We start from the raw sequence: 26,420 nt of genomic DNA on the forward strand, positions 1-26,420 counted from the left end.
GAGCCGGGTCCCGTCCCCGTGACAGGGAACACATCCGGATCAGCCCTCGGCGGCGTCCTCCGGACGCACCTCGGTGGACGGGACGTTCTCCGTGGGGACGACCGACCCGTTCGCCGCGGCGGCGCCGTTGGTGAGGGCGAGCTCCTTCGGCGAGAGCACCGGCGGACGCGTCGACGGGGTGCGCCGGGCGGAGCCGGTCCACGCCGGGCGGGCCGGACGCTTCACGACCGGGGCGAAGATCTCCGCGATCTCCTCCTTGCCCAGCGTCTCCTTCTCCAGCAGCTGGAGGACCAGGTTGTCCAGCACGTCGCGGTTCTCGACGAGGATCTCCCACGCGTCGTTGTGGGCGGTCTCGATGAGCTTCTTGACCTCTTCGTCGACCAGGGCCGCGACCTCTTCCGAGTAGTCGCGCTGGTGGCCCATCTCCCGGCCCACGAAGGGCTCGGTGTTGTCGCCGCCGAACTTGATCGCGCCCAGCCGCTCCGTCATGCCGTACTGCGTGACCATCGCGCGGGCCGTGGCGGTGGCCTTCTCGATGTCGTTCGCCGCACCGGTGGTCGGGTCGTGGAAGACCAGTTCCTCCGCCGCGCGGCCGCCCAGCATGTACGCCAGCTGGTCGAGCATCTCGTTGCGCGTGGTGGAGTACTTGTCCTCCTCCGGGAGCACCATCGTGTAACCGAGGGCGCGGCCGCGGGAGAGGATCGTGATCTTGTGGACCGGGTCCGCCTGCGGAGAGGCCGCCGCGACCAGGGCGTGTCCGCCCTCGTGGTACGCGGTGATCTTCTTCTCCTTCTCGGACATGATCCGGGTCCGCTTCTGCGGGCCCGCCACGACGCGGTCGATGGCCTCGTCGAGCGTCTTGTTGTCGATCAGCTTCTGGTTGCTGCGCGCCGTGAGGAGCGCCGCCTCGTTCAGCACGTTCGACAGGTCGGCGCCGGTGAAGCCGGGCGTGCGGCGGGCGACGGCGCCGAGGTCGACGTCCTTCGCGACCGGCTTGCCCTTCTGGTGGACCTTGAGGATCTCCAGACGGCCCTGCATGTCCGGCCGGTCGACCGCGATCTGGCGGTCGAAGCGGCCCGGGCGCAGCAGCGCCGGGTCGAGGATGTCCGGCCGGTTGGTCGCGGCGATCAGGATGACGCCGCCCTTCACGTCGAAGCCGTCCATCTCGACGAGCAGCTGGTTCAGCGTCTGCTCGCGCTCGTCGTGGCCGCCGCCCATGCCGGCGCCGCGGTGCCGGCCGACGGCGTCGATCTCGTCGACGAAGACGATCGCCGGGGCGTTCGCCTTGGCCTGCTCGAAGAGGTCGCGGACCCGGCTGGCGCCGACGCCGACGAACATCTCGACGAAGTCGGACCCGGAGATCGAGTAGAAGGGGACGCCCGCCTCGCCCGCGACGGCGCGCGCGAGCAGCGTCTTGCCCGTACCGGGCGGACCGTACAGCAGCACGCCCTTGGGGATCTTGGCGCCGACGGCCTGGAACTTCGCCGGCTCCTGGAGGAACTCCTTGATCTCCTCCAGCTCCTCGACGGCCTCGTCCGAGCCCGCCACGTCGGCGAACGTCGTCTTCGGGGTGTCCTTGGTGATGAGCTTGGCCTTGGACTTCCCGAACTGCATGACCCGGGAGCCGCCGCCCTGCATCTGGTTCATCAGGAACAGGAAGACGACCACGATCAGGACGAAGGGCAGCAGCGACAGGAGGATCGAGATGAACGGGGACTGCTTCGACGGGGAGACCGTGTAACCCTTGTCGATCTTGCCGCTCTCGAACTTCTGCTGCAGCGTGTCGGCGAGCTGGACACCCTGGTTGCCGATGTAGCTCGCCTGGAACTTGCCGCCGGACTCGCCCGAGAGCTTCTGGCCCTTCTTCAGCTCGATCTTGATGATCTGTTCGTCACCGGTGGTCAGCTTGGCCTGCGCCACCTGGTCCCTGCTGATCGCCTGGACCACCTTGCCGGTGTCCACCGATTTGTAGCCGCCCGACGAGCTGACGACCTCCATCAACACGACCACGGCGAGGACGGCCAGCACGATCCACATGACCGGCCCACGGAAGTATCGCTTCACGTCCATCCATACGGGGCGATGACGCCCCGTCCCTCCTGCCCGTAGGTAAATGCTGCTGTGAGAAAAGACTGTTCTTCGGACGGTACCCCAGCATTGTCACCCGCGACTGCCGGGGACGTCTGTCAAAACCCGCCTTCCACGTCTGAACGACGGGAATCGCGTGAAAGGTTCCCGCCCGTGCGCTCCGGGCGGCGGTCAGCCGCCGTAGACGTGCGGGGCGAGCGTGCCGACGAAGGGGAGGTTGCGGTACTTCTCCGCGTAGTCCAGTCCGTAGCCGACGACGAATTCGTTGGGGATGTCGAAACCGACCCACTTGCAGTCGAGCGCCACCTTGGCCGCGTCCGGCTTGCGCAGCAGGGTGCAGATCTCCAGGGACGCGGGCTCGCGCGACCCGAGGTTGGACATCAGCCAGGACAGGGTCAGGCCCGAGTCGATGATGTCCTCGACGATCAGGACGTGCTTGCCCTTGATGTCGGTGTCCAGGTCCTTGAGGATCCGGACGACGCCGGAGGACTGGGTGCCCGCGCCGTACGACGAGACGGCCATCCAGTCCATGGTGACGGGGTTGGACAGCGCACGCGCCAGGTCCGCCATCACCATCACCGCGCCCTTGAGGACGCCGACGATGAGCAGGTCCTTGCCCGCGTACTCCGCGTCGATCTTCGCGGCCAGCTCGACGAGCTTCGCGTCGATCTCTTCCTTGGTGAGGAGCACCGACTGGAGGTCGGTGCCCATGTCCTTCTCGTTCACCCGCGTCTCTTTCTGTGCCTGCCGGCCCCCGGGGCGGGTGCCCCGCGCCGGCGCGGCCGTTCGCCTGCGTGTCAGCCGCTCGTGCTTCAGCTCTGCCGAATCACAAGTCTGCCACCCTGGCGCATGGCCTCGACGCGGCCGGGCAGGTTGATGGCCCGCTGGCCGCGCCAGCCGGTGATCAGGCGGTCGACCTCCTCGATGTGCCGGGCGAACAGCGAACCGGCCGGGGAACCGGCCTCCACGACGGCCCGGCGCAGCACCCGGCGGCGCACGGCGGGCGGCAGCGCGTACAGCTTGGCGCACTCCAGGCGGCCCGCCTCGTCCCGGACGCTGCGCGCGGCCTCGGCGGCCCAGGTGTCCAGGGCGTCGGCGTCGTCGCGGGAGAGCTGCGCGGTGCGGGCCAGGGCCTCGACGACCCCCTTGCCCAGTGCTTTCTCCAGGGCGGGCAGGCCCTCGTGGCGCAGTCGGGAGCGGGTGTAGGCGGGGTCGATGTTGTGCGGGTCGTCCCAGACGGGCAGGGACTGGGCGAGGCAGGCCGTGCGGGCGGTCTGCCGGTCGAGCTGGAGGAAGGGGCGGCGGTAGCGGCCGGCCGGGCCGGAGGAGGCGGCCATGCCGGAGAGGGAGCGGATGCCGGAGCCGCGGGCGAGGCCCAGCAGCACCGTCTCCGCCTGGTCGTCGCGGGTGTGTCCCAGCAGCACGGCGGTGGCGCCGTGGCGTTCGGCGGCCGCGTCCAGGGCGGCGTAGCGGGCGTCGCGAGCGGCGGCCTCGGGGCCGCCCTCGTGGCCGACCCGCACGGCGACGGACTCGACCGGGTCGAGCCGCATGGCAGTGAGGCGGTCGACGACCTCGGCGGCCCGCGCGTCGGAGCCGTCCTGGAGGCCGTGGTCGACGGTGACGCCGCCGGCCCGGACGTCGAGTTTGCGCGCCTCGAAGGCGAGGGCGGAGGCGAGTGCCATCGAATCGGCCCCGCCGGAGCATGCGACGAGCACCAGCGGGGTATCGGGGCGTTCGGGGAGTGGGGCGCGCTGCCTGCCCGCACCGGCTTCGGCGAGCTCGGGGTGCGGGGTGCGCCGGGGGTGTTCGGCGTTCCGGGTGTGCTCGTTGAGGATGTCGTGGAGTACGCGGCGGACCGCCAGGCGTATCGCCGCGACCGCAGGATGGGGACCCATGTCCGGTGCCCTTCGTGGAGTGTCGGGAGTGCTTCGAGTGCCGGGATGAGCGGAAGTTCCGTCACTCAGAGTGCATCGATGGTGACAGAGGCAGGCCGTCCATCGAGCATTGCACGCCTTCCCATGCCTCTACGGTCCCTCGGATGGGTGATTACCGGTGCGTTCTTGTCCTGTCGCGTGTTGTCCGGGCCGTTGTGATCACGACTCTGCCTTACGGTGCACCCTCGCGATCCAGTCCTCGGGCTTCGCGATCTCCGCCTTGGTGGGGAGGGTGTTCGGCGAGGTCCAGACCCGGTTGAAGCCGTCCATGCCGACCTGGTCGACGACGGCGCGGACGAACCGCTCGCCGTCGCGGTACTGGCGCAGCTTGGCGTCGAGCCCGAGCAGCTTGCGCAGCGCCTGGTCCAGTCGGCCGGCGCCGCGCGCCCGGCGCTGCTGGAACTTCTCGCGGATCTCGGCGACGGAGGTGACGACCTCGGGTCCGACGCCGTCCATGACGTAGTCGGCGTGCCCTTCGAGGAGGGACATCACCGCGGTGAGCCGGCCGAGGATCTCGCGCTGGACGGGGGTCTGGACGAGTTCGACGAGGCTGCGGCCCTCGTTCTCGCCGGTCTCGCCCTCGGGGCGGCCCCCGGCCAGGGCCTGCGCCGCCTCGCGGAGCCGTTCCAGCACGGTCATCGGGTCGACGTCGGTCTCCTCCAGGAACGACTGGATCTCGCCCTGGAGGTGGTCGCGCAGCCACGGCACCCCGGTGAACTGGGTGCGGTGGGTCTCCTCGTGGAGGGCGACCCAGAGCCGGAAGTCGTGCGGGTCGACCTCCAGCTCGCGCTCGACGTGGACGATGTTCGGGGCGACCAGCAGCAGCCTGCCGCCGTCGGCCGAGGCGGGGAGGTCGCGGCCCATGGGGGCGAAGGTCTCGTACTGGCCGAGGACCCGGGAGGCCAGGAACGACAGCAGCATCCCCACCTCGACGCCGGTCACCTTGCCGCCGACCGCGCCGAGCACGACGCCGCCGGGTCCGCCGGGGCGGCGCTCGCTCAGCTTCCCCAGCAGCGGGCGGAGCAGCTCCCGGAAGCCGTCGGCGTTGGCCCGGATCCAGCCGGCCCGGTCCACGACCAGGACCGGGGTGTCCGCCGGCTCGGCGCCCTCGGGGATCATCCGGGTGAAGGAGCGGACGTGGTCCTCGGACGCCGTGGCGTGCCGGCGCAGCTCCGCGACGACCGCGCGCGCCTCCTCGCGGCTGATCTCCGGCCCGGGCCGGACCAGCCTGGTCGCGGTCGCGACCGCGAGGTTCCAGTCGACCATCTCGGCACCACCGATGCTCGTCATGGGTCAACCGTACGTGCTCGGGTCCGTCCGCGCCGGGGTGTTGACGGGGCCGTCGGACGGGACGGGCGGCGCGACGGGTCGGGCGGTACGGCGGACGGGACCGGTACGGCGGGACGGCCCGGCGGGGCGGCCGGCACCCGGCGCGGCCCGGCGCGACCCGGGGCGGTGCGGCGGGACGGCCCGGCGCGGGACGGCCCGGCGCGGGCCCCGCCGGGTCACCTGGCGGGGGCGGCCAGGGCGGTGGCGAGGGAGTCGAGGGCGGACTGCGCCTCGGACGGGGAGGTGGTGCCCGACGCCAGGAAGGCGAAGGCGAGCAGCCGGCCCCGCGCGTCGACGACCGTGCCGGCGAGCGAGTTCACCCCGGTGAGCGTGCCGGTCTTGGCGCGGATCAGGCCGGTGCCCGCGGACTTCGCGCTGTAGCGGTCGCTGAGGGTGCCGGTGAACCCGGCCACCGGAAGGCCGGTGAGGACCGGGCGGAGCTCGGGGTGGTCGGGGCCCGCGGCCCGGGCGAGGAGACCGGCCAGCAGTCCGGCGGTGACCTTGTCCTCGCGGTTCAGCCCGCTGCCGTCGGCGAGGTTCGCGCCGGCCATCGGCAGGCGGAGCCCGGTGAGCCGGGCGGTGACGGCCCGGCGGCCGCCGGCGAAGTCGGCCGGCTCCCCCGCGGCGATGGCGGTCTGCCGGGCGAGTGCCTCGGCGATGTCGTTGTCGCTGTTGGTCAGGGCGCGTTCGACCAGGGCGGAGAGCGGGGCGGACAGATGGCGGGCGACCGGGCGCGATCCGACGGCCGGGCGGCCGTGCGCCGGGGCGGACGCGACGGCGATCCCGGCGTCGCCGAGCAGTTCGCGGAAGGTGCGCGCGGCGTCGCGGGCCGGGTCGTCGCTGCGCGGGGCGGGCCCGCTGTCGCTGCGGTCGAGGCGGCCCTCGTCGGTCATCAGGGCGGTGACGGGCGCGATGTTCTCGTTGGGGCCGATCGGGTGCCGGGCGGGCCCGGAGTAGTGGGAGGTGTCGTAGCCGAGGCGGACCCGGTCCACGCCCCGCTCCTTCAGCACCCGGGCGGTGTCGGCGGCCAGCGCGCGCAGGGCCGCCTTGTCGAGGGTGGGGTCGCCGCCGCCGACCAGGGTGACGGCCCGGGCGTCGGGGGACGCCTCGACGGTCGTGGCGATGCGGTGGTGCGGGCCGAGCGCGCTCAGGGCGGCGACCGAGGTGGCGATCTTGACCGTGGAGGCGGGCGTCATCGGGGTGTCGGCGCCCTGGCCGTAGAGCCGTTCGCCGGTGGCGGCGTCGATGACGACGGCGGAGCGCACGGAGCCCAGCGCGGGGTCCTTCAGCAGCCTGCCGAGGGTGGCGCGGAGCTCGGCCGACGCCCGGTCGGGGCCGGTGCGGGCGTCGGAGGCGGCGTCGTCGGCCGCGCCGGCCGGGGCGGTGAGCGGGGCCAGGACGGGCGGGGCGCTGGGGGCGGGCGGCGTCCCGTCCGGCGTTCCGGCGCCGTGATGTGCGCCACCTGTGCCGCCGCGGGCGGCGACCCAGTCCCGCTCGGCCTTACGCTGGCCCGAGTCCCAGGGGCCGGCGGCAAGGGCGACGCCGGCCGCGAGCACCAGACCGAGGCCGGCGGCGACGGCCGTGAACCGGCGGTCGCTCAGTCCCGCCGGGCTGAACGCACGGCCGCGCCGGACCAGCGCGCCCAGCCTGTCCAGCGGGTCGACCGACGGTCTCTTCACCGGCTCGTCCACCGTTGACCAGCCCCTTTCGCGAGCACACATCTGCGTGGGGGACACTTAACCACCAGTCTTATGTCTTGATCATGGAGGAGCCACCCGTGGAGTTCGACGTCACCATCGAGATTCCGAAGGGTTCGCGGAACAAGTACGAGGTGGACCACGAGACCGGCCGGATCCGCCTGGACCGCCGCCTCTTCACCTCGACGAGCTACCCGGCGGACTACGGCTTCGTCGAGAACACCCTCGGTGAGGACGGCGACCCGCTGGACGCGCTGGTCATCCTGGAGGAGCCGACCTTCCCCGGCTGCCTCATCAAGTGCCGCGCCATCGGCATGTTCCGGATGACGGACGAGGCCGGCGGCGACGACAAGCTGCTGTGCGTGCCGGCGTCCGACCCCCGGATGGAGCACCTGCGCGACATCCAGGACGTGTCGGAGTTCGACCGCCTGGAGATCCAGCACTTCTTCGAGGTCTACAAGGACCTGGAGCCCGGCAAGTCCGTCGAGGGCGCCGACTGGGTGGGCCGCGCCGAGGCCGAGGCCGAGATCGAGGCGTCCTACAAGCGTCTGGCGGCGCAGGGCGACGCCCACTGACCCGAGCGGTCGCGGCCGGATCCCGGCCGTCCCGGCATACGAAACGGGCGGTGCTCCTCTCCGGGGGGGGCGCCGCCCGTTTCGTATGCCCGGGGAGGGCCCGCCTCTCATGCCCGGGAGGGCCTGCCCGTCCGTCCGTGCCGGTGCCCGGCCGGTGGGGCGGCCGCCGCCGCGTGCCGTCCCCGGTTGTTCCGCATGACCCGTTCCTCCGGGTTCCGCTTCCTTTTCCTTTCGTCCGGGTTCCGCTTCCGTTCGTGGCGGGTTCCGTTCGGGCCGTCCGGGTCCGTCGTCCGGCCTCTCGCGGCGGTCTCCGCACCCCTGAGCGCACCTTTCGGCCGCGACCGTCCCGTATGCCCCACCCTTACCCCCGGTCATACTGGGCAGCAGCGCAGTCGAAGACGCGCAGCCGAGACGAGCGAGGTCGGAATGGTGTCGGAAACGGGCGGTCCGGAAGACCAGAAGCCCCAGTCCGACGAGGCGCGCAGCGCCTTTGTCCCGCCTGCCGGGGTGGAGCGGCGGACGACCGCGCCCCCGGACGACCAGCCGACGTCGGAGTTCGCCATTCCGGCGGGCCTGGCGACCGGTCCGCAGGATGCCGTCCCCGGCTCCGGCACGGGTTCCGCTTCCGGCTCCGGCACGGGTTCCGGTTCTGGTTCGGGCGCCGCCGCTCCGGGCGCTGGGGCCGGGTCCGGGACGGGCTCGGGGTCGGACACGATCGGCTCCGCCTTCGCCCCACCGAGCACGTACCGCGCCCAGCATTCGCCGCCCGCCTTCACCCCGGCGCACGGCAGCCCGATGGTCCGGCTGACCAAGGAAGCCCCCTGGCAGGACCGGATGCGCACGATGCTGCGCATGCCGGTCGCCGAGCGCCCCGCGCCCGAGCCGGTGCAGAAGTCCGACGAGACGGGCCCGGCGGTGCCGCGCGTGCTCGACCTGACGCTCCGCATCGGCGAACTGCTGCTCGCGGGCGGCGAGGGCGCCGAGGACGTCGAGGCGGCGATGTTCGCGGTGACCCGCAGCTACGGGCTGGACCGCAGCGAGCCCACGGTCACCTTCACCCTGCTGTCGATCTCGTACCAGCCGTCGCTGGTGGACGACCCGGTGACGGCGAGCAGGACCGTACGCCGCCGGGGCACCGACTACACCCGGCTGGCCGCCGTCTTCCGGCTCATCGACGACATCACCACCGGGGACGTCGAGGTCACGCTGGAGGACGCCTACCGGCGGCTGGCGGAGATCCGGCGCAACCGGCACCCCTACTCCGGCTGGGTGCTGACGCTGGCCGGCGGCGGCCTCGCCGGGGCCGCGTCGGTGCTGGTCGGCGGTGGCGCGCTGGTGTTCGTGGTGGCCGCGATCGGCGCGATGCTCGGCGACCGGCTCGCCTGGCTCTGCGCCGGGCGCGGGCTGCCGGAGTTCTACCAGTTCGTGGTGGCGGCGATGCCGCCGGCCGCGCTGGGGGTGGCGCTGACCCTGACCCACTGGTCGGACCTGCGGCCGTCCGCGGTCATCACCGGTGGGCTGTTCGCGCTGCTGCCCGGACGGGCCCTGGTGGCGGGCGTACAGGACGGGCTGACCGGCTTCTACATCACGGCGGCCGCGCGCCTGCTCGAAGTCATGTACCTGTTCATCGGCATCGTCGTGGGCGTGCTGCTGGTGCTGTACATGGGCGTGCAGCTGGGCGCGCAGCTGAACCCCGGGACCAGGTTCTTCGCCCCCGACCGGCCGGTGGTGCAGATCCTGGCGTCGATGGCGCTCTGTCTCGCCTTCGCGATCCTGCTCCAGCAGGACCGTTCCACGGTTCTGGCGGTGACCCTGAACGGGGCCGTGGCCTGGGTGATCTACGGGTCGATGGCCCGCACCGGCCACATCTCGCCGGTGCTGGCGACGGCGACGGCGGCCGGTCTGGTGGGCCTGTTCGGGCAGCTCTTCTCGCGTTACCGGCACTCCTCGTCGCTGCCGTTCATCACGGCCGCGATCGGCCCGCTGCTGCCGGGGTCGGCCACGTACTTCGGTCTGCTGGCCGTGGCCCAGGGGAACGTGAACGCCGGGCTGGTCTCGCTGTCCACGGCGGTGGCGACGGCCCTGGCCATCGCGATCGGGGTGAATCTGGGGAGTGAGATCTCCCGGCTGTTCATGCGGGTGCCGGGGGAGGTCGGCGGCGCGACCCGCCGCGCGGCCAAGCGGACGCGCGGCTTCTGAGAGCGCCGGGCCCCTCCGGAACGGAACCCGGAGGCCGGAGGAGGCCGGAGGCCGTACGCCGGAGGCCGGAGGAGGCCGTACGCCGGAGGCCGGAGGAGGCCGTACGCCGGAGACCCGCGGGCCGGGATACGGATACGGGCCCGGATACGGGTCGGGCCCGAGGCCGTGTGCCTCGGGCCCGTGCGGGCACGGCCCCGGGCGGGGCCGGCGCCGGTGGGATGCGGGTCAGCGCTTGGCGTGACGGCCGCGCTGGACCACGGCCGGGCCGCCACCCTCCGCGGGCGCCCCGCCGGCCACGGCGTCGTCCGCCGCCGCGGCCTTCTTCGCCTTGGAGCGGGCCCGCAGGAACTCGATCGCGATCGGCACCACCGAGATCAGCACGATCAGGATGAGCATCGCCTCGATGTTCTGGTGAACGAAGTCGATCTTGCCGAGGGCGGAGCCCAGGAGCGTGACGCCGACCCCCCACAGCACGCCGCCGATGATGTTGAACACGATGAACGAGCGGTAGTTCATCCGGCTCACACCGGCGATGATCGGCGTGAACGTGCGCACGACGGGGACGAAGCGCGCCAGGACCAGCGACTTCGGCCCGTACTTCTCGAAGAACTCGTGCGCCTTCTCGACGTTCTCCTGCTTGAAGAGGCGGGAGTCCGGCCGTCTGAAGAGCGCCGGGCCGACCTTGCGGCCGAAGAGATACCCCACCTGGTCGCCGATGATCGCCGCCAGGGCCACCAGGACGCAGACCAGCCAGAGCGGAGTCCGCAGCTGGTTCGTGGTGACCAGCAGGCCCGTGGTGAAGAGCAGGGAGTCGCCGGGCAGGAAGAAGCCGATCAGCAGTCCGGACTCGGCGAAGACGATGAGGAGGACGCCGGGGAGTCCGAAGGTGTTGATGAGATGGTCCGGGTCCAGCCAGCTCGGTCCGAGCGCAAGCGTGTTCAAGGGTCCGGGCTCCTGGGTCGGTCGATGGCGGCTGAGTGGCCGCCGACAACTGCGTGGCCGCCCAAAGCTATCAACGCGGTACGACGTCGTCGGGTTCCAGCCTCCCCGTCGGCGCACCCCCCGGGCCCGGCGACCGGGCCAACCGGGACAAAGCCCTCCCGACGGCCGTCGCGCACGGCACGTCCGCGCGCCGGCCGCCGGAAGGGCGGTCCCGGTGGAGTTCCGCGCCCCCGGCCCCGCCCTCGGGACCTGTCCCCCGGGACCTGCCCCCCGACCCTGGGGTCTGTCCTCCGGGGCGCCTACGACAGGCGTTCCGCGTTGGCGTCGATGGCGTCGTGCAGGTGCTCGGCCATGCCCGGCCAAATCGCCTCGTAGTGGGCCCGGAACCTCGGGTCGGACACGTACATCGCGGCGAGCCCCCGGTGCATCTCGGGCGTGCACTCGTAGAACCACCGGGTGATGTGCTGGCGGTGGGCCTCGGCCAGCTCCCTCGCCCGCTCCCCGACGGCCGGCTCGCCGGCCTCCATCAGCGCGGCGTAGGCGGCGTCCCAGTCGGCGGACTCCGCCTGCATCCGCTGCCAGTCCTCCTTCGTGTACCGGGCGGCCTTGCGCCGCGACTCCGCGTAGGCGTCGGTGTCGCCCCAGCGGCGTCCGGCCTCCTCGGCGTGCTCCTCGGGGTCCCGGTCCCCGAACACCTCGAACCTCTCCTCGGGCGTGAGGTCGATGCCCATCTTTCGCGCCTCCATTGCTGTCTCGACGGCGTCCGCCATCCTTCGGAGCTCGGCGATCCGGTCGGTCAGCAGCCGGTGCTGGCGGCGCAGGTGCTCCTGCGGGTCCGCGTCCGGGTCGTCGAGCAGTACCGCGATCTCGTCGAGCGGGAAGCCGAGCTCCCGGTAGAACAGAATCCGCTGCAACCGGTCCAGGTCCGCGTCGTCGTACCGGCGGTGACCGGCATGACTGCGACCGCCGGGCGAGAGCAGCCCGATGCCGTCGTAGTGGTGCAGGGTGCGCACCGTGACGCCGGCGAAGCCGGCGACCTGTCCCACGGAATAGTCCACGTCTTCACGCCCCCTTGTCTCTTCTCTCCGATCGGGTACGCCCCGAGCCTGAGCCCTGACGCCACGTGAGGTGCAAGCCGCCCGGGGGAAGCGGGACCCCGCCGTTCGACGCGCCGGACACCCCGTCTTCCATATGGCCACCTTCGTGCAGATACGTCCGGATACATTCTGATGCATCCGCTTCTGTCTCGCCGGAGGTCTCCGCGATGCCCATGCCCGTCAACGTCGCCGTCATCTACTACTCCTCGACCGGCACGGTCGCCACGATGGCCAAGGCCGTCGCGGAGTACGCCGAGAAGGCCGGCGCGCAGGTACGGCTGCGCAGGGCCGCGGAACTCGCCCCGCAGGCCGCGATCGACTCCAACGCGGCCTGGGCCGCCAACACCCGGGCGACCGCGGACATCCCGGAGGCGTCGCCGGACGACATGATCTGGGCGGACGCCGTGATCTTCGGTACGCCCACCCGGTTCGGCAACGTCACCTCGCAGCTGAAGCAGTTCCTGGACACCCTCGGCGGCCTCTGGCAGGCCGGCCGGCTCGCGGACAAGGTCTACAGCGGCTTCACCTCCACCAGCACCGCGCACGGCGGCCAGGAGTCCACCCTGCTGGCGCTCTACAACACGGTCCATCACTTCGGCGGCATCCTCGTCCCGCCCGGATACACGGACCCCGCGAAGTTCGTCGACGGGAACCCGTACGGCACCTCGCACGTGTCCGGGCAGGGCGACATCCCAGTCGGCGAGCAGACCCTGACCGCCGCCCGGATCCAGGCCGAGCGGGTCGTGAAGTTCACCCGCGCGATCAAGCAGGGCCTCGCCGCGGAGAGTTGATCCCTCCCCCTTCCCATCCTCCGCACCGCGCCCCGCACCGCACCGTCCGATGTCCGTCGAGAGTCGAGAGCCGAGAAGGGCTGTCCGCCGATGCCTCTCCACACTGGTTCGCCCCGCGGCACGGAGCCGTCCCGGGAACGTCGCAGGCTCGCCCTCAACCCGTTCTTCGGGGAGGCCGATCCGGTCGCCGGCATGGAGGTGGCGCCGCCCCGGCACCGGCTCCCGGACGGGCCGATGCCGCCGTCGACCGCGTACGGTCTGGTCCACGACGAGCTGATGCTCGACGGCAACGCACGGCTCAACCTCGCGACCTTCGTCACCACCTGGATGGAACCCCAGGCCGGGGTGCTGATGAACGAGTGCCGCGACAAGAACATGATCGACAAGGACGAGTACCCGCGCACCGCCGAGCTGGAGCGGCGTTGCGTGTCGATGCTCGCCGACCTGTGGAACGCGCCCGATCCGGCGGCCGCCGTGGGCTGTTCGACGACCGGCTCCAGCGAGGCCTGCATGCTCGCGGGGATGGCGCTGAAACGCCGCTGGGCGGTCAGGAACGCCGACCGCTACCCGGCGGCCGCCCGGCCGAACCTGGTCATGGGCGTCAATGTGCAGGTCTGCTGGGAGAAGTTCTGCGACTTCTGGGAGATCGAGGCGCGGCAGGTCCCGATGGAGGGCGAGCGCTTCCATCTCGACCCGCAGGCGGCGGCCGACCTCTGCGACGAGAACACCATCGGCGTGGTCGGCATCCTCGGCTCCACCTTCGACGGCTCGTACGAGCCGATCGCGGAGCTCTGCGCGGCCCTGGACGCCCTCCAGGAACGCACCGGCCTCGACGTCCCGGTCCATGTCGACGGCGCGTCCGGCGGAATGATCGCGCCCTTCCTCGACCCGGACGTGGTGTGGGACTTCCGGCTGCCCCGGGTCTCCTCGATCAACACCTCGGGACACAAGTACGGCCTGGTCTACCCGGGCGTCGGATGGGCCCTGTGGCGTTCGCCCGACGAACTCCCCGAGGAGCTGGTGTTCCGGGTCAACTACCTGGGCGGCGACATGCCGACCTTCGCGCTGAACTTCTCCCGGCCCGGCGCCCAGGTGGTCGCCCAGTACTACACCTTCCTGCGACTGGGCCGGGAGGGCTACCGGGCCGTCCAGCAGTCGTCCCGGGACATCGCCGTCGCACTGGCCCGGCAGTTCGAGGAGTTGGGAGACTTCCGGCTGCTCACCCGGGGCGACCAACTTCCCGTCTTCGCGCTGACGACCGCGCCGGACGTGAAGGCGTACGACGTCTTCGACGTGTCGCGGCGGCTGCGCGAGCACGGCTGGCTGGTGCCCGCGTACACCTTCCCGGCCAACCGGCAGGACCTGTCCGTGCTGCGGGTGGTGTGCCGCAACGGGTTCTCCTCGGACCTGGCCGCGCTGCTGCTGGAGGACCTGCGCCTGGTGCTCCCCGACCTCCGCCGCCAGGACTGCCCGCTGAGCACCGACAAGCAGGCGGCGACGTCCTTCCACCACTGACCGTCCCGCGCTCCCCCCGGGCCGGCACTCCCCCGCGGGCCGGTGCGGGAGGTGGGCCGGCGCGGGGTGGCCGGTGCGGGGGGGGGGGGGCGGTCACTCGTCGTCGCCGGGATCTCGGACGCCCGTCGCGTACGGGTTCTCCTGCCCCTCGGCGAGCACGCCGACGAAAGGTTCGCCCTCTCCGGCGAAGGTGTACGCCCCGCCCTTGATCCGGGCGATCAGGCCGCGGGTCCACTCGGCGTCCGCGTCCGAGGAGTGGACCCACATGTTCATGATCTCGCCGATGTGCCCGATCGACTCGGGCCCTTCCTCCGGCGTGTAGTACTCGGTGACCGACGTCCGCCAGGCGGCGAGGCCCGCGACCCGTTGTTCGAGCAGCGCCACCGCCTCGGACCGCTCCAGGTCGACGATGCCGCCGAGGCCCGCCGCCAGCACGTCCGGCTTCTGGTCGTACGAGGTCAACGCCTCGCGCAGCAGCGTCAGGTACTCCTCGCGGCCGCGCTCGGTGATCTCGTACTCGGTGCGGGGCGGGCCGCCCACCGTGCTCGGCGCGGTCTCGTGGGCGACCAGCAGCCCCTGCTTCGCCATCTGCTTCAGCGCGTGGTAGACCGATCCGGGCTTGGCGTTGGACCAGTCGTGCGCGCCCCAGTACTCCAGGTCGTTGCGCACCTGGTAACCGTGCGCGCGGCCGTGCTGACGCACGGCGCACAGGACCAGCAGCCGGATCGCGGACATGGCACGCACCCTCTCCTAATCAACTTTGATCAGCGTAACCCTCCCCGCTCTCCACACTCTCCGCGCTCTCCACACTCTCCGCGCCCTCCGCGCCCTCCACACTCTCGGCGCCCTTCGCACCGTCCGCCCTGGCGACCAGCTCGAACGCGGTGCTGCCGTCCAGGGACTCCCGGATGACGTCGGCGTGACCGGCGTGCCGGGCGTGCTCCTCGACGAGGTGGAGCAGCAGCCAGCGCAGGGAGACCCGTCCCTCCTTGGGGAACCAGGGTGCCGGGGGCAGCGGGAACGTGTCGTCCAGGCTGGGCGCCGAGCGGATGAACTCCTCGACCTGGGCCGCGACGTCGTCCCAGAACCCCAGCATCCCCTCCACGGTCTCGTCGCCGACGAGCCGGAAGCTGTCCGCCCAGGTCTTCTCGTTCCGGGAGGTCTCGCTCGGCCGCTGCTGGGCCATCCGCAGCCAGTTGAGCTCCGTCTCGGCGACGTGCTTCAGCAGCCCGCCCAGGGACAGTTCGCTCGCGCTGGGGCGGCTCGCCGCCTGCTCGGCGGTCAGCCCGATCAGCGAGCGCCGGATCGCGCCGCGCTGGGCCTCGACGAAGGAGAGGAGCGCGCCGCGCTCGTCGCCGAGGGCTTCTGCGGGAACGTGAGTGACCATGATGTCCACCTCGGGAACCGTGCCGGTCTTCTTCCTGACACCGGCCACGCTAGGAGCCCCATAGGACAGTTCTTGACCTAAGCGGCGGCGCGGCCCGGAACCCGGCGACACGGCCCGGGAACGAGGACGGCGTGGCCCGGAACCCGGCGACGCGGCCGGGCACGGGGACGACGCGTCCTAGAACGGAAACGCGCTGCGCCCGTACTGGATGGACATCCACGTCTGGGTGGTGAACGCCTCCACGGCCGCCTCCCCGTTCAGCCGGCCGAGTCCGGAGGACTTCTCGCCGCCGAAGGCCACCAGCGGGTCGTCCTGCACCGTGGAGCCGTTGACGTGGAACATGCCGCTGTCGACGCGCCGCGCGAACCGCACGCCGCGTTCGACGTCGCGGGTGTGGACGGCGCCGCCCAGGCCGTACGGGGTGTCGTTGGTCATCCGTACGGCCTCGTCCTCGCCGTCGAAGGCCATCAGCAGGGCCACCGGCCCGAATATCTCCTGGGACAGCAGCGGGGAGCCCTCCGGCAGCCCGGTGAGCACGGTCGGCTCGACGAGGTTGCCCCGGGTCCGGCCGTGCACCGGCGCGGTGGCGCCCTCCGCGAGGGCCTGGTCGACCAGGGCGGTCAGCGCCTCGGCCTGGAGGGCGTTGATGACCGGGCCGATCTGGGTCGCCGGGTCGCGCGGGTCGCCGGTCCGCAGCGCGGCCACCCGGGCGGTGAACTTCTCGGTGAACTCCCGCTCGACGCGGCGGTCCACCAGGATGCGGTTGGCGGCCATGCAGACCTGCCCCTGGTACATGAAGCGGCTCAGCACGGCGGCGTCGACGGCGTTGTCGACGTCCGCGTCCTCCAGCACCACCAGGGCGCCGTTGCCGCTGAGTTCGAGAATCGTGCGCTTGAAGTGCCCGGCCGCGACGGCGCCGACGTGCCGCCCGACCCGGTCCGTGCCCGCGAACGAGATCAGTTTGGGCACCGGATGCTCGATGAACGCATCACCGATCTCGGCGATATCGGTGACGAGCACATTGAGAACTCCCGCGGGAAGCCCGGCTTCCTCGAAGACCTTCGCCACCAGACCGCCGCCGACGACCGGGGAGTTCTGATTGGGTTTCACGACGACGGCGTTGCCGAGGGCCAGCGCGGGCGCGACGGACTTCATCGCCACCAGGAAAGGGAAGTTGAAGGGACTGATGACCCCGACGACGCCGACCGGCCTCCGGTGGAGCCGGTTCTCCTTCCCGTCCGCCATGGAAGGCAGGATGCTGCCGAGCGGGCTCAGCGCCAACCGTGCCGCGTCGCGCAGGAATTCAGCGGCGGCGCGCACCTCCTGCTCCGCCTTGGCGCGGGTGCCGCCCAGTTCGTCGACGATCGCCTCGACAATGGCGTCGTGCCGTTCCCCGACGACGCCCAGGGCGCGTTCCAGAATCGCGCTGCGCCGGTACGGGCCGGTGGCCGCCCAGGACCGCTGGGCGCGTTCCGCGGCACGGTAGGCCAGGTCGACTTCCCGCTCGGTCGCGATGGTGATGGCCGCGAGTTTCTCACCGCTGTAGGGATTGAAATCGATGATGTCCCACGAGCCGGTTCCGGTACGCCACTCGCCATCGATGTACTGGTCGGCCAGCTCGTAGAAGAACGACATACGATCCCCAACTCAGGTGCAGTCTCCCATCGGACCGCCATGTTAACGATGAATCAGATGAGTTGGAGGAGACCGCGGAGGAGATCTCTGCTCTCCTCCGGGCCGGGGCTGTCCTCGTGCAGCCGGGTCATGGCCCTTTCGTACTGGGCGACTTCCTCGGCCTTGTCCAGATAGAGCGCACTTGTCAGTTGCTCCAAATAGACAATGTCCGACAGGTCGGATTCCGGGAATCGGAGCATCGTGAAGGAGCCCCCTTCCCCGGCGTGTCCGCCGAAACTGAAGGGCATCACCTGGAGGGTGATGTCGGGGTGTTCCGACATCTCGATGAGATGCCGCAATTGCCCGCGCATCACGTCGCGGTCGCCGTACGGACGGCGGAGCGCCGCCTCGTCGAGCACCGCGTGGAAGCGGGGCGCGCGTTCGGACACGAGGGCCTTCTGGCGTTCCAGCCGCAGCGCGACGCGGCGTTCGACCTCGACCGCGGGGGCGTCGGGGCCCATCCCCCGGGTGACGACCGCGTGCGCGTACGCCTCGGTCTGCAACAGTCCGTGGACGAACTGGACTTCGTACACCCGGATGAGCGAAGCCGCCCCCTCCAGACCGACATAGGTCTGGAACCACCCGGGCAGCACATCGCCGTAACTGTGCCACCAACCCGCCACGTTGGCCTCGCGCGCCAGACCGAGCAGGGCCTCGCGCTCCGCCTCGTCCGTCACTCCGTAGAGCGTGAGCAGGTCCTCGACGTCCCTGGCCTTGAAGCTCACCCGTCCCAACTCCATGCGGCTGATCTTCGATTCGGATGCCCGGATGGAGTAGCCGGCCGCCTCGCGGGTGATCCCGCGCGAATCGCGCAGCCTTCTGAGCTGTGAGCCCAGCAGGATGCGCCGCACCACAGATCCACTCGACTCGCCTGCCGCCACTGGTCCGGTCCTCCCCATCGCTTCCTGGACACGGGGCTCCCCCCAGAACCCCAAGTGCCGGATTCTGCCACCAAAACGCTTCGCCCCGTACTCATCCGATTACACAGACAGGAAGGGCTTCGTAAAGCTGTGAAAATCCCCGCAGGAAGAAATGACCAAGAACCGGCACGGGTTCGGACAGGTCCGGCGCGTGCACGTGCATCTGCCCTTGCATCTGCTCAGCGCATTCGGAACGATGGCCATCGCGCACCTGCGTGCTCGTTCGTGTTGTGCCGCTGTACCCCGTAGTACCGATACAGCCGCGAATCCCGGGAGTGCCTCGCATGGGGACGAATGGATCGACGATGCTCGCGCCGTTACGGCAAGGGCTTCCACCCATCGATCCCTCAGCCGTCTCCGGCTCGGCCACCTGCACCCTGCCCGCCCGCTACGAAGCGGTCGGCGGAGCACGGCGTTTCACCAGGACCACCCTGGCCGGCTGGGGCCTGGACGACCGCTTCGACGACGTCGCCCTGGTCGTCTCCGAGCTGGTCACCAACGCGCTGCGCCACGCCCTCCCCTCGGACATCGCGACCGCCCCCCAGGAACCACCCGTACGGCTGCACTTGATGCGTTGGAGCTCGCGCCTGGTGTGCGCCGTGCGCGACCCCAGCCAGGAGAGCCCCATCGCCTCGGAGGCGGCGGACTCCGCGGAGTCGGGCCGCGGTCTCTTCCTGGTGGAGTCCATCAGCGACTCGTGGGGCTGGTACCCCTCGCCCTTCCTGGGCGCCGAGGGCGTGGGCGCCGGGGTGATGCCGCGCGGCAAGGTCGTCTGGGCGCTGTTCCGGCTGCCCGACGGCAGATGAACCCCCTCGGGCCCGGCCGCGCGACCCGGTCCCCGGGAACCGGCACGCCGACCGGCACGCCGGAGCCCGCGCCCGGGCGATCCGCGTAGGGGGAGTCCGCGCGGGAGATCCACGCACCGGAGTCCACGCGCGGAGAAGCCACTTGGGAACACGACGCGCGGCGACCGCCGTACGCGACGGCAGGCCGGGCGGCGATCAGCCCCCGGCGACGAGATGGTCGAACTCGCCGTCCTTCACCCCGAGCAGCAACGCCTCTATCTCGGCCGGCGTATAGACGAGGGCCGGGCCGTCGGGGTGCCGCGAATTCCGCATCGCCACCTCTCCGCCGGGCAGTTTCGCGAACTCCACGCACGATCCTTGGGAGTTGCTGTGTCTGCTCTTCTGCCAGACGACTCCGCGAAGCTCTGTGGCCGCCATGCCGTTGTACACGTGGTGCACAGGACGCTCCCCGATTACAAGGTGCAAGTGTCAACTGTCTCGGATCATAACCTTGTTCAGATATCCCTGCATGAGCAGATGCATGAGCGGATGCACGTGCACGCGCGGTGTCGCCGCGATTACAGACTCAGACGCGAGAAGAGCCCGTTCGGATGCCTGCGCTCTTCGCCTACCCCGGCTCGGTCCCCCCATCCCGATACCGCCCGCTGGTAACTTGGCGCGGTCTTATGCCGTACAAGGGGGAATTGCAGATGCGGAAAGTCTTACGCGGCCCCGCCGCGATCACCGCCGGACTCCTCGCCGCGCTCGTGCTGACCGGCTGCGGCGGGGGCGGTGACGACGACGGCGGGAAGAACGGCCCGGACAACGCCTCCGAGGCCGGCGGGCCCGGCCGGACTCCCGCCGGCGACGGCCCCGGGAACGGTGCCGGGGGCGACTCCGGCGGCGGTACCGGCGGCCCGGAAGGCGGCACGGGCGCCGGCGTCGCGGCGCTGGAGGGCGCGTGGGCCGGGAAGACCGGCGGCAAGGCGGTGGTGCTGTCCGTCGCGTCAGGGAAGGCGGTGCTCATCACCGAGCAGCGCGCCTGCACGGGGGACGCGGCCGAGACGCGCGGCGCGGGCACGGGCGCGGGCACGGGCCCGGCGACGGTGACGCTGTCGCTCAAGTGCGCCGACGGCAGCGCCGACCGCACCCGCGGGACGGTGGAGTCCAACGACGGCCGGACGCTCGTGGTGTCCTGGGCCGCCGGAGGGAAGGACACCCTGGCGAAGACCGCGCCGGGCGCGCTGCCGTCCGGCCTCCCGGACCTCGCGGATCCGCCACCCGCGCCCTGACGGCCGGCCCCTGACGGCCGGCCCGCCGAGGTCCGGGCGGCCGGACCACGCGGAGCCCGGCGGCCGGACCGGCCGCGCCCGGGGAGCCGCATCGCTGCCGGGCGCCCGGCAGCTGTGACGCCCCGGCGGCCGTGGCGTGGCGCCGGGAGCCGTACCGCCCGCGCACCGACCACCGCGGCTCCCGCGCCCCGACGCCCGACCGCCCAGACCACCCCGACCGCTCAGGCCGCTCAGGCCACCCCGACCGATCGGGCCGCCCCAACCGAACGGGCCGCTCAGGCCGCCCATGCTGATCGAGCCGCATACCCGCCGGGCGTCAACGCTCGCCGCGACCGGGCGGGTTGGCGCCCGGCGCGCCGTCCAGCCCCCGGGAGAACTCCTCCAGCGCGTCCAGCAGCAGCCCGGCCCCGTTCCGCACCACCGGGTCGGCCTCCCCCTCGCCCGCCCGCCGCCGCGCGTCCCACTCCTCCAGCACCTCGCGCACCTCCGCCCAGTCCGGCACCCGCCGCTCGCGCACCTCCTTCGCGCCCCGCTCGGTGGCCCGGCGCAGCGCCCCCGCCAGCCCGGCGGCCTCCGGTACGGGGGTGGCGGCGCCGCACGGAAGGTGCGCCTCCAGCAGCATCGCGACCCGCCCGAACTCCGCCAGCGCGTGTTCGCCGTCGGCGGCGGCGGCGCGGGACAGACCGCGGTTGCGGACCGGTTCGTGCTGGGCGGCGGCCGCCGCCTCCTGCCAGGCGACCCGGGCCTCGCGGGTGTCGAGCAGGGCGGCGCGCACCTCGTCCTGGCCCCGCTCGGCCGGTTCCGCGTACTGGCCGACGACGCAGGCCGCGTACCGTCCGTTCGCCTTCAGCCAGTCGCCGAGCCTGCCGCGCAGCCGGGGGGTCTCCCAGGCCGGGTAGAGGGCGTACGAGACCATCGCGAGCAGCCCGCCGACGAGGGTGAGGACGACGCGTTCCGGCACGGTCTGCGCCCAGCTGTCGCCTCCCATGCCGAGCAGGAAGACGACGTACGCGGAGACGCACGCCTGGCCGACCACGTACCCGGTGCGCATCAGCAGGTACATCAGCAGGGCGCAGCCCACGGCGAGCGCCGCCGACGCGGTCACCCCGGGCCGGACGGTCTGGACGATCGCGGTGGCGAGCGAGACCCCGACGATCGTGCCGCCGAAGCGGGCGACGGCGCGCCCGTACGTCTGGGAGAACTCCGGGCGCATCGCCATCACGGCCGCCATCGGCGCCCAGTAGCCGTGGCCGAACGGCAGCGCGGCGCCGATGAGATAGCCGATCGCGACGACGACGGCGACCCGTACGGCGTGCCGCAGGATCGGGGAGCCGGGGCGCAGTTCGGCGCGCATGGCCGCCGCCACGACGGGGACCAGCCGCAGCAGGGTGGGGCGGCGGCGGTGCGGGGCGGGGGCCGTCTCCTCGCCCGCCGCCCGGATGGCCTCGGCGGCCTCCTCGGCGCGGGCCTGCTCCTCCTTCGTCCCCTCTCCCTCGGCGGTCTCGATGACGTCGGAGAGCAGGGTGTCGAGGCGCTCGGCGGCGCGGCGGGGCGGGCCGGTGAGCAGGGTGCCGGTGTCGGGGGTCCGCAGCGCGGCCACGGCGGACGGGGACAGTTTCACCGGGTCGCCGTGCCGGATCGCGCGGGCCGCCGCGTCGAGCACGGAACCGGCGGCGGCGAGGAGTTCGCGGACCCGGTCGCGTTCCGGCCCCTCGGACGGCACGCCCACGGCCGGGTCCGCGAGCGAGGCCAGCACCGGCCTGATCCGCTCGGCGACCCCGCGCGACCCGTGCAGCTCCGGCGGCCGGCGGCGGGCCTGCCAGGGGGTGACGGCGGCCGCGCTGCGGGCGGTCATCAGCGGCACCGGGTCGAAGGGAGCGAGCGGGTCGTGCCGCAGCCGGCGGGCGTAGTCGGCCTCGGCGGCCAGGGCGTCGGCGAGGGCGTCGCGCTGGGCCCCCCACCTGCGGACCGGGAACAGGACGACCAACGCCGCCTGCACGACACCGCCGAACAGAATCACCGCCGCGTGCACGGCCGAGTCCGCCACGGAGGTGGGCAGCGTGATCGTCACCAGCATGATCGCCACATTGGACGAGGCGATGATGCCGCCCGTCGGCCCCACCGCCCAGGCCAGGCCCGCGAGGAACGTCCAGAGCACCAGCAGGGCCAGGAAGAGCGGCGGATGCGCCCCGGTGAGATAGCCGAGGAAGGTCGACGCGGCCAGGCTCGCCCCGGACACCAGCGCCAGCACGGGCCGGGGCCGCCAGCTGCGCTGGAACGTGGCGATGGCCGCCTGGAACGCCCCGAACGCGGAGCTCGCGGCGACGACCGGCCCGAAGAACGCGAGGCTGATCCCGACGACGAGCGCGAGCCCTGCGGCACCGCGGATCGCGACGAGCGGTTCGAGCCGCCGCCGCTCGATCGTCAGCCCCGAGCGGGCCGTCTCCTTCAGCGCCCGGAGCCAGCTCATGCCCCGAGCCTAACCGGAATCTCTGATTCACCCGATGTACCGGATTCATCCGGATTGCACGGTTCGTCGCGGGGCGCCGGGGCGCCGGGGCGCCCCTCCGGCCTGCCGCTGTTACGGCTTGGCCCGCCTCCGTTACCGCTCGGCCCTCCGGCCCTCCGCCGTTGCGGCTTGCCCCGTCCCGCTATGGCTCGGCGCGTCCTCGTTATGACTTGCCGCTCGGGCGCATACGGCTTGGCCCGTCCCCGTTACTTGGACCGCCCTTGTTTACCGCTCGGCCCTCGGGCGCTTCCCACGTCCGCCGTCGATGCCCGGCCCCGGGCCGCGGGTCCTGGCCCGGTCCGCGGCGGCCGTGCCGTCGTTCCACCCGTCGAGATCGGTGACGCCCCGGACCCGGGTGGTCGTGGTCTCGGGGAACATCCGCTCGGCGGCCTCCGTCACGGCCAGGTCGCGCGCCGCGAGCACCGGCAGCAGCCGGTCCGCCGACGCGCCCTCGGCCCGGTCCCCGGTCCCGTTCCCGCTCCCGTCTCCGGCCCCGTTCCCGCGTCCGGCCTCCGCCTCCGCCGCGGTGACCCGGGCGGTGTCGGCGGCGAGCCGTTCGCCCAGCCGCTGGGCGTACGCCATCAGAAAGGACTGCCGGAACGTCTTGGTACGCCGACGCCCGCCGGCCCGCTGCCCGGCCTCCGCCTTCGTCATCGCCGCCGTGCCCTGCACCAGCAGCGAGGTGTACAGCAGCTCGACCGCCTCCAGGTCCGGTTCGAAGCCGATCACCGTGGAGAAGCCGAGGTCGCCGTTCCACACCGCGCGGCAGCGGTTCGCCGAGGCCACCGCGTCGAGCAGGATCGCCTTCGCGGTCTCGTACGGTGCGTCGACCCCGATCCGGCACGCCCCCGGGGCCTCCGCGCTGTGGGTACGGGCGGCGAGCAGGGCCTCATCGATGGAGTGCCGGGCCATCAGCTCCTGCGCCTTGGTGGTGAGGGCCTCCGCCTCCTCGGGGAAGCCGGTCGCCTCGGCCTTGGCGAGCAGGGCGCGTATGCGGGTCAGCATCCGGGGTTCGTCGTGCGCGGGCGGCAGATGCCGTCCGCTCGCGGCGGACCCGGGCGGCGGACCGACCGGTTCGATGGCGGGGAGCCGGAGCAGCAGCCGGTAGAGCCCGAGAACGGCGGACGCATAGGAGAACCGGTCGGGCCGGTTGCGGGCCGGGACGGTCGGCAACATGTCGACCTGTCCGCGCCAGCGCGGCGGCAGCCGCTCGTACCGTCCGGTCTCCGAGACGATCAGCCCGGCGGCGAGACCGGCGGCCGTCTCGTCGAGCTCGCGGCGGACGAGACGTATGACGTCGGCGGGCTGCCAGCCGCGCTCCCAGGCACGGCGGACGAACTCCTCGCCGCGCCGCACCAGCTCCGCGTCCGCCGCCGGTTCGGCGGCCAGCAGCGAGGCCCCGGCGTCCAGACCGGCATCGCCGTCCGAGTAGAGCGCCGCCGCGAATGCCTGGTCGATCACCGATTCCATGAGGTCAGCGTAGGCAGAGCGCCGCACGGACGTCGGCGGGGGCGAAGCGCCTCACGGGGCACGGCGGGGCGAAGCGCCTCACGGGAGGTCCGCGGGGCAGAGCACCTCGCGGAAGGTCCGCCGGGCGGAGCGCCTCACGCCCCGGAACCCGTGGGCGGAACGCCTCACACCCTCGGGGCCCCGTACACGCGTCGGTACGCCCGGCCTTGTACGTACGCGATGACCAGGGCGACCGCGACGACGACGCACACCAGCAGTCCGCCGACCAGGAAGGCGATGCCCGCGTCGCTGATGCCCGGCTGGAAGCTGAGCCCGGTGTTCCCGGAGGCGTCCGTGATCCGCTCCTCCTTGTCCGGGTGGCCGATGATGTAGAGGACGATCGCGACGACCCCCGCCGCGCACACAGCCACGCCGACGAGCGGCCAGTGACCGGCCCTGGCGTACCAGGGCACGCGGGGAACCAGCGCGACGTCGGGGCACCGCGCCATCAGCGTGCGCCCCAGGTGCCCGGCCTGCCGCGTCATCCCGTCCACCCGTATCCGGCTGCCGTCGTCCATGCCGATCACACAGCGGAAACCGTTGCCCAGCCGGGCCGCCAGCGCGTTCGTCCGGCCCTCGTCGACGTGGAGCGAGGTCACACGGTCCCAGGCCCAGCCCGACGCCCCGCGCCGCGACCCATGGACCAGGCCGCCCTCCCGCACCTCGAAGTACTCCCCCGGCACACCGCGCACGGCCCGGACGATCTGGTTCACCGCGACGCCCAGGGCTCCCAGCGCCAGACCGATCAGCAGACCGACCGCCTTGTACGCACCCGCCGCCCCCGAGTCACCGATCGCCGCGACGCCCCACGCGCCCAGCCAGCCGAAGGGAACGGCCACCACCAGCGCCCCGGCCGCATTCGCCCACCGCTTCCCGTGATCCACCACGTACCGCCGCCCGACCAACGGGCCCAACTCTTCGAAGTTGTCGCCACTCTGAGTGTGTGTCACATCCGACAAGTCAAACACCAGGCCACCCCACCCTCAAGGCCCAAACCCGAGCACACGGACGCGAGCCCGAAACGAGGCCCGAACCCACGCCGGAACCTCCGGTCCTGGGCCCATCCCCGCGTGCGCGGGGAGCAGTTCCCGGAATCGCCGCTCGGTCTGCGGGCCGAGGGACCATCCCCGCGTGCGCGGGGAGCAGGGCACACTCGCACGGTCACACCGGCAGGCTACGCAATCCCTTGCCGTAGGGAAGCCCGCGCACGGCATGAAGACATGCCCAACAGTCGCCAGACAGCGCACCGAACGCCTGCGGACACGAGAGGGCCGCCAGACGACGCGCGGCGCGGTGATGCCGAGGCCGGGGCAGGAGCTGACCCGAGGGCAGGGCCCGAGCCAGACCAGACACCGGGCCCAACCGCCCGCCGTTCACGGCTGCTTCGTGTCATCGCCGTCCCTGTGGTCCATGTCCTCGTACTTCCGCCGCTCGGCCTCCGTGTCCCGTTCGTACAGCACGTCCCTGAGCGGGTCCGTCACGTCCCAGGAATGCGGAGTGGAATGCCTGTCGAAGAGTCGGCACGTACGCACCGCGCCCGCCGGAATCCTGCGCATGACGGCGGGGCACCGGGGCAGCCTGGCGAAACGGTATATCCGATGCGCCCCAACACCGGCCCAGAACAACCACAGGTCACGCGCAGCCGGCGGCTGCGCGCACCAGATCAGCACAGCATGCTCGACCCGCTCGTCGTGTTCCCCGAGTTCACACAGGACGTACTCGTCCAGACACGCCTCGGACAGGTCATCGGGCCCACCGCGCATGGTCAGCAGCAAAGGCGCGGCATCCGCCTCGGGAATGCCCGTCAGGGCAGTGCACTGCAGCACTTCAAATCTCATTCCTGGTCGTAGGACAACGCAGAACCCCGCCCGTGCGCCACGGGACAGCCGCGCGGACGGGGCTCCGCCCTTCCTCGCCCGCTCGCCCGGCGACGCATGACCGCGCGAGCGGGCAAGGTCCCCGATGCACGCGCGCCACATGCCCCCGGGGAAAGGTGGACGACGCTGTCAGGCGTGCTGCGGACCCGCACACCGAGCAAGAGCAACGCGCCATCGGTGCGGGGTTCAGGGCGGACCTACGCGCTGATCGGGGAGCCCGGGGTCCGCATGAACTCCGTTACGGGCAGCGGGCGGGCGGTGAGCCCGTACCAGCCCACCTCGTCCCGGGTGATGAACTCG

General features: G+C 72.2%; 21 protein-coding genes and 1 pseudogene. 6 read left to right on the top strand and 16 right to left on the bottom strand.

The annotated features are described in order from the left end of the window. Positions 1–39: 39 nt before the first annotated feature. The 5 genes from ftsH to dacB all read right to left on the bottom strand — a co-directional run bounded on the left by ftsH (position 40) and on the right by dacB (position 7,042). The gene (gene ftsH / locus WA762_RS24295; RefSeq protein WP_335938338.1) at positions 40–2,070 is read right to left on the bottom strand and encodes an ATP-dependent zinc metalloprotease FtsH; all 2,031 of its coding nucleotides are present in this window, start codon (positions 2,068–2,070) and stop codon (positions 40–42) included. A gap of 189 nt (positions 2,071–2,259) precedes the next feature. Beyond that, positions 2,260–2,799, bottom strand: a complete 540-nt coding sequence (gene hpt, locus WA762_RS24300; RefSeq protein WP_335938371.1) for a hypoxanthine phosphoribosyltransferase — start codon at positions 2,797–2,799, stop codon at positions 2,260–2,262. A 101-nt stretch (positions 2,800–2,900) separates the two neighbouring features. Beyond that, positions 2,901–3,983 carry a tRNA lysidine(34) synthetase TilS gene (gene tilS / locus WA762_RS24305; protein WP_335938339.1) on the bottom strand — a complete coding sequence of 361 codons (1,083 nt, stop codon included), beginning with the start codon at positions 3,981–3,983 and terminating at the stop codon, positions 2,901–2,903. Positions 3,984–4,181: 198 nt separating this feature from the next. Further along, positions 4,182–5,312 (bottom strand): zinc-dependent metalloprotease, encoded by a 1,131-nt coding sequence (locus tag WA762_RS24310; protein WP_335938340.1) that lies wholly within the window; start codon positions 5,310–5,312, stop codon positions 4,182–4,184. A gap of 215 nt (positions 5,313–5,527) precedes the next feature. Further along, positions 5,528–7,042 carry a D-alanyl-D-alanine carboxypeptidase/D-alanyl-D-alanine endopeptidase gene (gene dacB / locus WA762_RS24315; protein WP_335938341.1) on the bottom strand — a complete coding sequence of 505 codons (1,515 nt, stop codon included), beginning with the start codon at positions 7,040–7,042 and terminating at the stop codon, positions 5,528–5,530. Between the two features lie 86 nt (positions 7,043–7,128). On the opposite strand from dacB, the gene WA762_RS24320 reads away from it, so the two are divergent. Together WA762_RS24320 and WA762_RS24325 are read left to right on the top strand one after the other, a co-directional pair. Further along, complete coding sequence (locus tag WA762_RS24320; RefSeq protein ID WP_335938372.1) at positions 7,129–7,623, top strand: inorganic diphosphatase; 495 nt, start codon at positions 7,129–7,131, stop codon at positions 7,621–7,623. Positions 7,624–8,049: 426 nt separating this feature from the next. Further along, positions 8,050–9,822 carry a threonine/serine exporter family protein gene (locus WA762_RS24325; RefSeq protein WP_335938342.1) on the top strand — a complete coding sequence of 591 codons (1,773 nt, stop codon included), beginning with the start codon at positions 8,050–8,052 and terminating at the stop codon, positions 9,820–9,822. A gap of 225 nt (positions 9,823–10,047) precedes the next feature. On the opposite strand, the gene WA762_RS24330 is transcribed toward WA762_RS24325, so the two are convergent. Next, the gene (locus WA762_RS24330) at positions 10,048–10,764 is read right to left on the bottom strand and encodes a DedA family protein (protein WP_335938343.1); all 717 of its coding nucleotides are present in this window, start codon (positions 10,762–10,764) and stop codon (positions 10,048–10,050) included. Positions 10,765–11,063: 299 nt separating this feature from the next. Next, complete coding sequence (locus WA762_RS24335; RefSeq protein WP_335938345.1) at positions 11,064–11,822, bottom strand: MerR family transcriptional regulator; 759 nt, start codon at positions 11,820–11,822, stop codon at positions 11,064–11,066. 206 nt (positions 11,823–12,028) lie between these two features. On the opposite strand from WA762_RS24335, the gene wrbA reads away from it, so the two are divergent. After that, on the top strand, positions 12,029–12,652 hold the full coding sequence (wrbA, locus tag WA762_RS24340; RefSeq protein ID WP_335938347.1) for an NAD(P)H:quinone oxidoreductase: 624 nt from the start codon (positions 12,029–12,031) through the stop codon (positions 12,650–12,652). Between the two features lie 90 nt (positions 12,653–12,742). Further along, complete coding sequence (locus WA762_RS24345; protein WP_335938349.1) at positions 12,743–14,167, top strand: glutamate decarboxylase; 1,425 nt, start codon at positions 12,743–12,745, stop codon at positions 14,165–14,167. 93 nt (positions 14,168–14,260) lie between these two features. Here WA762_RS24345 and WA762_RS24350 read toward each other — a convergent pair whose 3' ends face one another. The 4 genes and pseudogenes from WA762_RS24350 to WA762_RS24365 all read right to left on the bottom strand — a co-directional run bounded on the left by WA762_RS24350 (position 14,261) and on the right by WA762_RS24365 (position 18,127). Further along, on the bottom strand, positions 14,261–14,902 hold the full coding sequence (locus WA762_RS24350) for a PadR family transcriptional regulator (RefSeq protein WP_335938351.1): 642 nt from the start codon (positions 14,900–14,902) through the stop codon (positions 14,261–14,263). Positions 14,903–15,020: 118 nt separating this feature from the next. Continuing rightward, positions 15,021–15,554 (bottom strand): annotated as a pseudogene (locus WA762_RS24355) (DinB family protein); the annotation flags it as partial. A 177-nt stretch (positions 15,555–15,731) separates the two neighbouring features. Continuing rightward, positions 15,732–17,189, bottom strand: a complete 1,458-nt coding sequence (locus tag WA762_RS24360; RefSeq protein WP_335938353.1) for an aldehyde dehydrogenase family protein — start codon at positions 17,187–17,189, stop codon at positions 15,732–15,734. Positions 17,190–17,242: 53 nt separating this feature from the next. Next, on the bottom strand, positions 17,243–18,127 hold the full coding sequence (locus tag WA762_RS24365; protein ID WP_335938374.1) for a helix-turn-helix domain-containing protein: 885 nt from the start codon (positions 18,125–18,127) through the stop codon (positions 17,243–17,245). Positions 18,128–18,453: 326 nt separating this feature from the next. Here WA762_RS24365 and WA762_RS24370 point away from each other — a divergent pair, with 326 nt between their 5' ends. Next, positions 18,454–18,954 (top strand): ATP-binding protein, encoded by a 501-nt coding sequence (locus WA762_RS24370; RefSeq protein ID WP_335938375.1) that lies wholly within the window; start codon positions 18,454–18,456, stop codon positions 18,952–18,954. 195 nt (positions 18,955–19,149) lie between these two features. Here the strand turns inward: WA762_RS24370 and WA762_RS24375 are convergent, their stop codons facing one another. Next, complete coding sequence (locus tag WA762_RS24375) at positions 19,150–19,392, bottom strand: DUF397 domain-containing protein (RefSeq protein ID WP_335938354.1); 243 nt, start codon at positions 19,390–19,392, stop codon at positions 19,150–19,152. 251 nt (positions 19,393–19,643) lie between these two features. On the opposite strand from WA762_RS24375, the gene WA762_RS24380 reads away from it, so the two are divergent. Continuing rightward, positions 19,644–20,225: a hypothetical protein gene (locus WA762_RS24380; RefSeq protein ID WP_335938355.1), complete on the top strand. Its 582-nt coding sequence runs from the start codon at positions 19,644–19,646 to the stop codon at positions 20,223–20,225. A gap of 316 nt (positions 20,226–20,541) precedes the next feature. Here WA762_RS24380 and WA762_RS24385 read toward each other — a convergent pair whose 3' ends face one another. The 4 genes from WA762_RS24385 to WA762_RS24400 form a co-directional block, all read right to left on the bottom strand. Further along, on the bottom strand, positions 20,542–22,695 hold the full coding sequence (locus tag WA762_RS24385) for an FUSC family protein (RefSeq protein WP_335938356.1): 2,154 nt from the start codon (positions 22,693–22,695) through the stop codon (positions 20,542–20,544). Between the two features lie 264 nt (positions 22,696–22,959). Continuing rightward, on the bottom strand, positions 22,960–24,204 hold the full coding sequence (locus WA762_RS24390) for a DUF2786 domain-containing protein (RefSeq protein WP_335938358.1): 1,245 nt from the start codon (positions 24,202–24,204) through the stop codon (positions 22,960–22,962). Between the two features lie 164 nt (positions 24,205–24,368). Continuing rightward, positions 24,369–25,193 carry a hypothetical protein gene (locus WA762_RS24395; protein WP_335938359.1) on the bottom strand — a complete coding sequence of 275 codons (825 nt, stop codon included), beginning with the start codon at positions 25,191–25,193 and terminating at the stop codon, positions 24,369–24,371. Between the two features lie 423 nt (positions 25,194–25,616). After that, on the bottom strand, positions 25,617–26,069 hold the full coding sequence (locus WA762_RS24400; RefSeq protein ID WP_335938361.1) for a hypothetical protein: 453 nt from the start codon (positions 26,067–26,069) through the stop codon (positions 25,617–25,619). Positions 26,070–26,420: the final 351 nt, after the last annotated feature.

The organism is Streptomyces tyrfis, assembly GCF_037034285.1.
GTDB lineage: Bacteria > Actinomycetota > Actinomycetes > Streptomycetales > Streptomycetaceae > Streptomyces.

What these genes read in the sequence shown, in the direction of transcription:
- WA762_RS24390 (WP_335938358.1), bottom strand. Translation starts at nt 24,204, where the DNA reads ATGGAATCGGTGATCGACCAGGCATTCGCGGCGGCGCTCTACTCGGAC.
- WA762_RS24380 (WP_335938355.1), top strand. Translation starts at nt 19,644, where the DNA reads ATGCGGAAAGTCTTACGCGGCCCCGCCGCGATCACCGCCGGACTCCTC.
- ftsH (WP_335938338.1), bottom strand. Translation starts at nt 2,070, where the DNA reads ATGGACGTGAAGCGATACTTCCGTGGGCCGGTCATGTGGATCGTGCTG.
- WA762_RS24350 (WP_335938351.1), bottom strand. Translation starts at nt 14,902, where the DNA reads ATGTCCGCGATCCGGCTGCTGGTCCTGTGCGCCGTGCGTCAGCACGGC.
- WA762_RS24360 (WP_335938353.1), bottom strand. Translation starts at nt 17,189, where the DNA reads ATGTCGTTCTTCTACGAGCTGGCCGACCAGTACATCGATGGCGAGTGG.
- WA762_RS24385 (WP_335938356.1), bottom strand. Translation starts at nt 22,695, where the DNA reads ATGAGCTGGCTCCGGGCGCTGAAGGAGACGGCCCGCTCGGGGCTGACG.
- tilS (WP_335938339.1), bottom strand. Translation starts at nt 3,983, where the DNA reads ATGGGTCCCCATCCTGCGGTCGCGGCGATACGCCTGGCGGTCCGCCGC.
- WA762_RS24365 (WP_335938374.1), bottom strand. Translation starts at nt 18,127, where the DNA reads ATGGGGAGGACCGGACCAGTGGCGGCAGGCGAGTCGAGTGGATCTGTG.
- WA762_RS24325 (WP_335938342.1), top strand. Translation starts at nt 8,050, where the DNA reads ATGGTGTCGGAAACGGGCGGTCCGGAAGACCAGAAGCCCCAGTCCGAC.
- wrbA (WP_335938347.1), top strand. Translation starts at nt 12,029, where the DNA reads ATGCCCATGCCCGTCAACGTCGCCGTCATCTACTACTCCTCGACCGGC.
- WA762_RS24310 (WP_335938340.1), bottom strand. Translation starts at nt 5,312, where the DNA reads ATGACGAGCATCGGTGGTGCCGAGATGGTCGACTGGAACCTCGCGGTC.
- WA762_RS24345 (WP_335938349.1), top strand. Translation starts at nt 12,743, where the DNA reads ATGCCTCTCCACACTGGTTCGCCCCGCGGCACGGAGCCGTCCCGGGAA.
- hpt (WP_335938371.1), bottom strand. Translation starts at nt 2,799, where the DNA reads ATGGGCACCGACCTCCAGTCGGTGCTCCTCACCAAGGAAGAGATCGAC.
- WA762_RS24370 (WP_335938375.1), top strand. Translation starts at nt 18,454, where the DNA reads ATGCTCGCGCCGTTACGGCAAGGGCTTCCACCCATCGATCCCTCAGCC.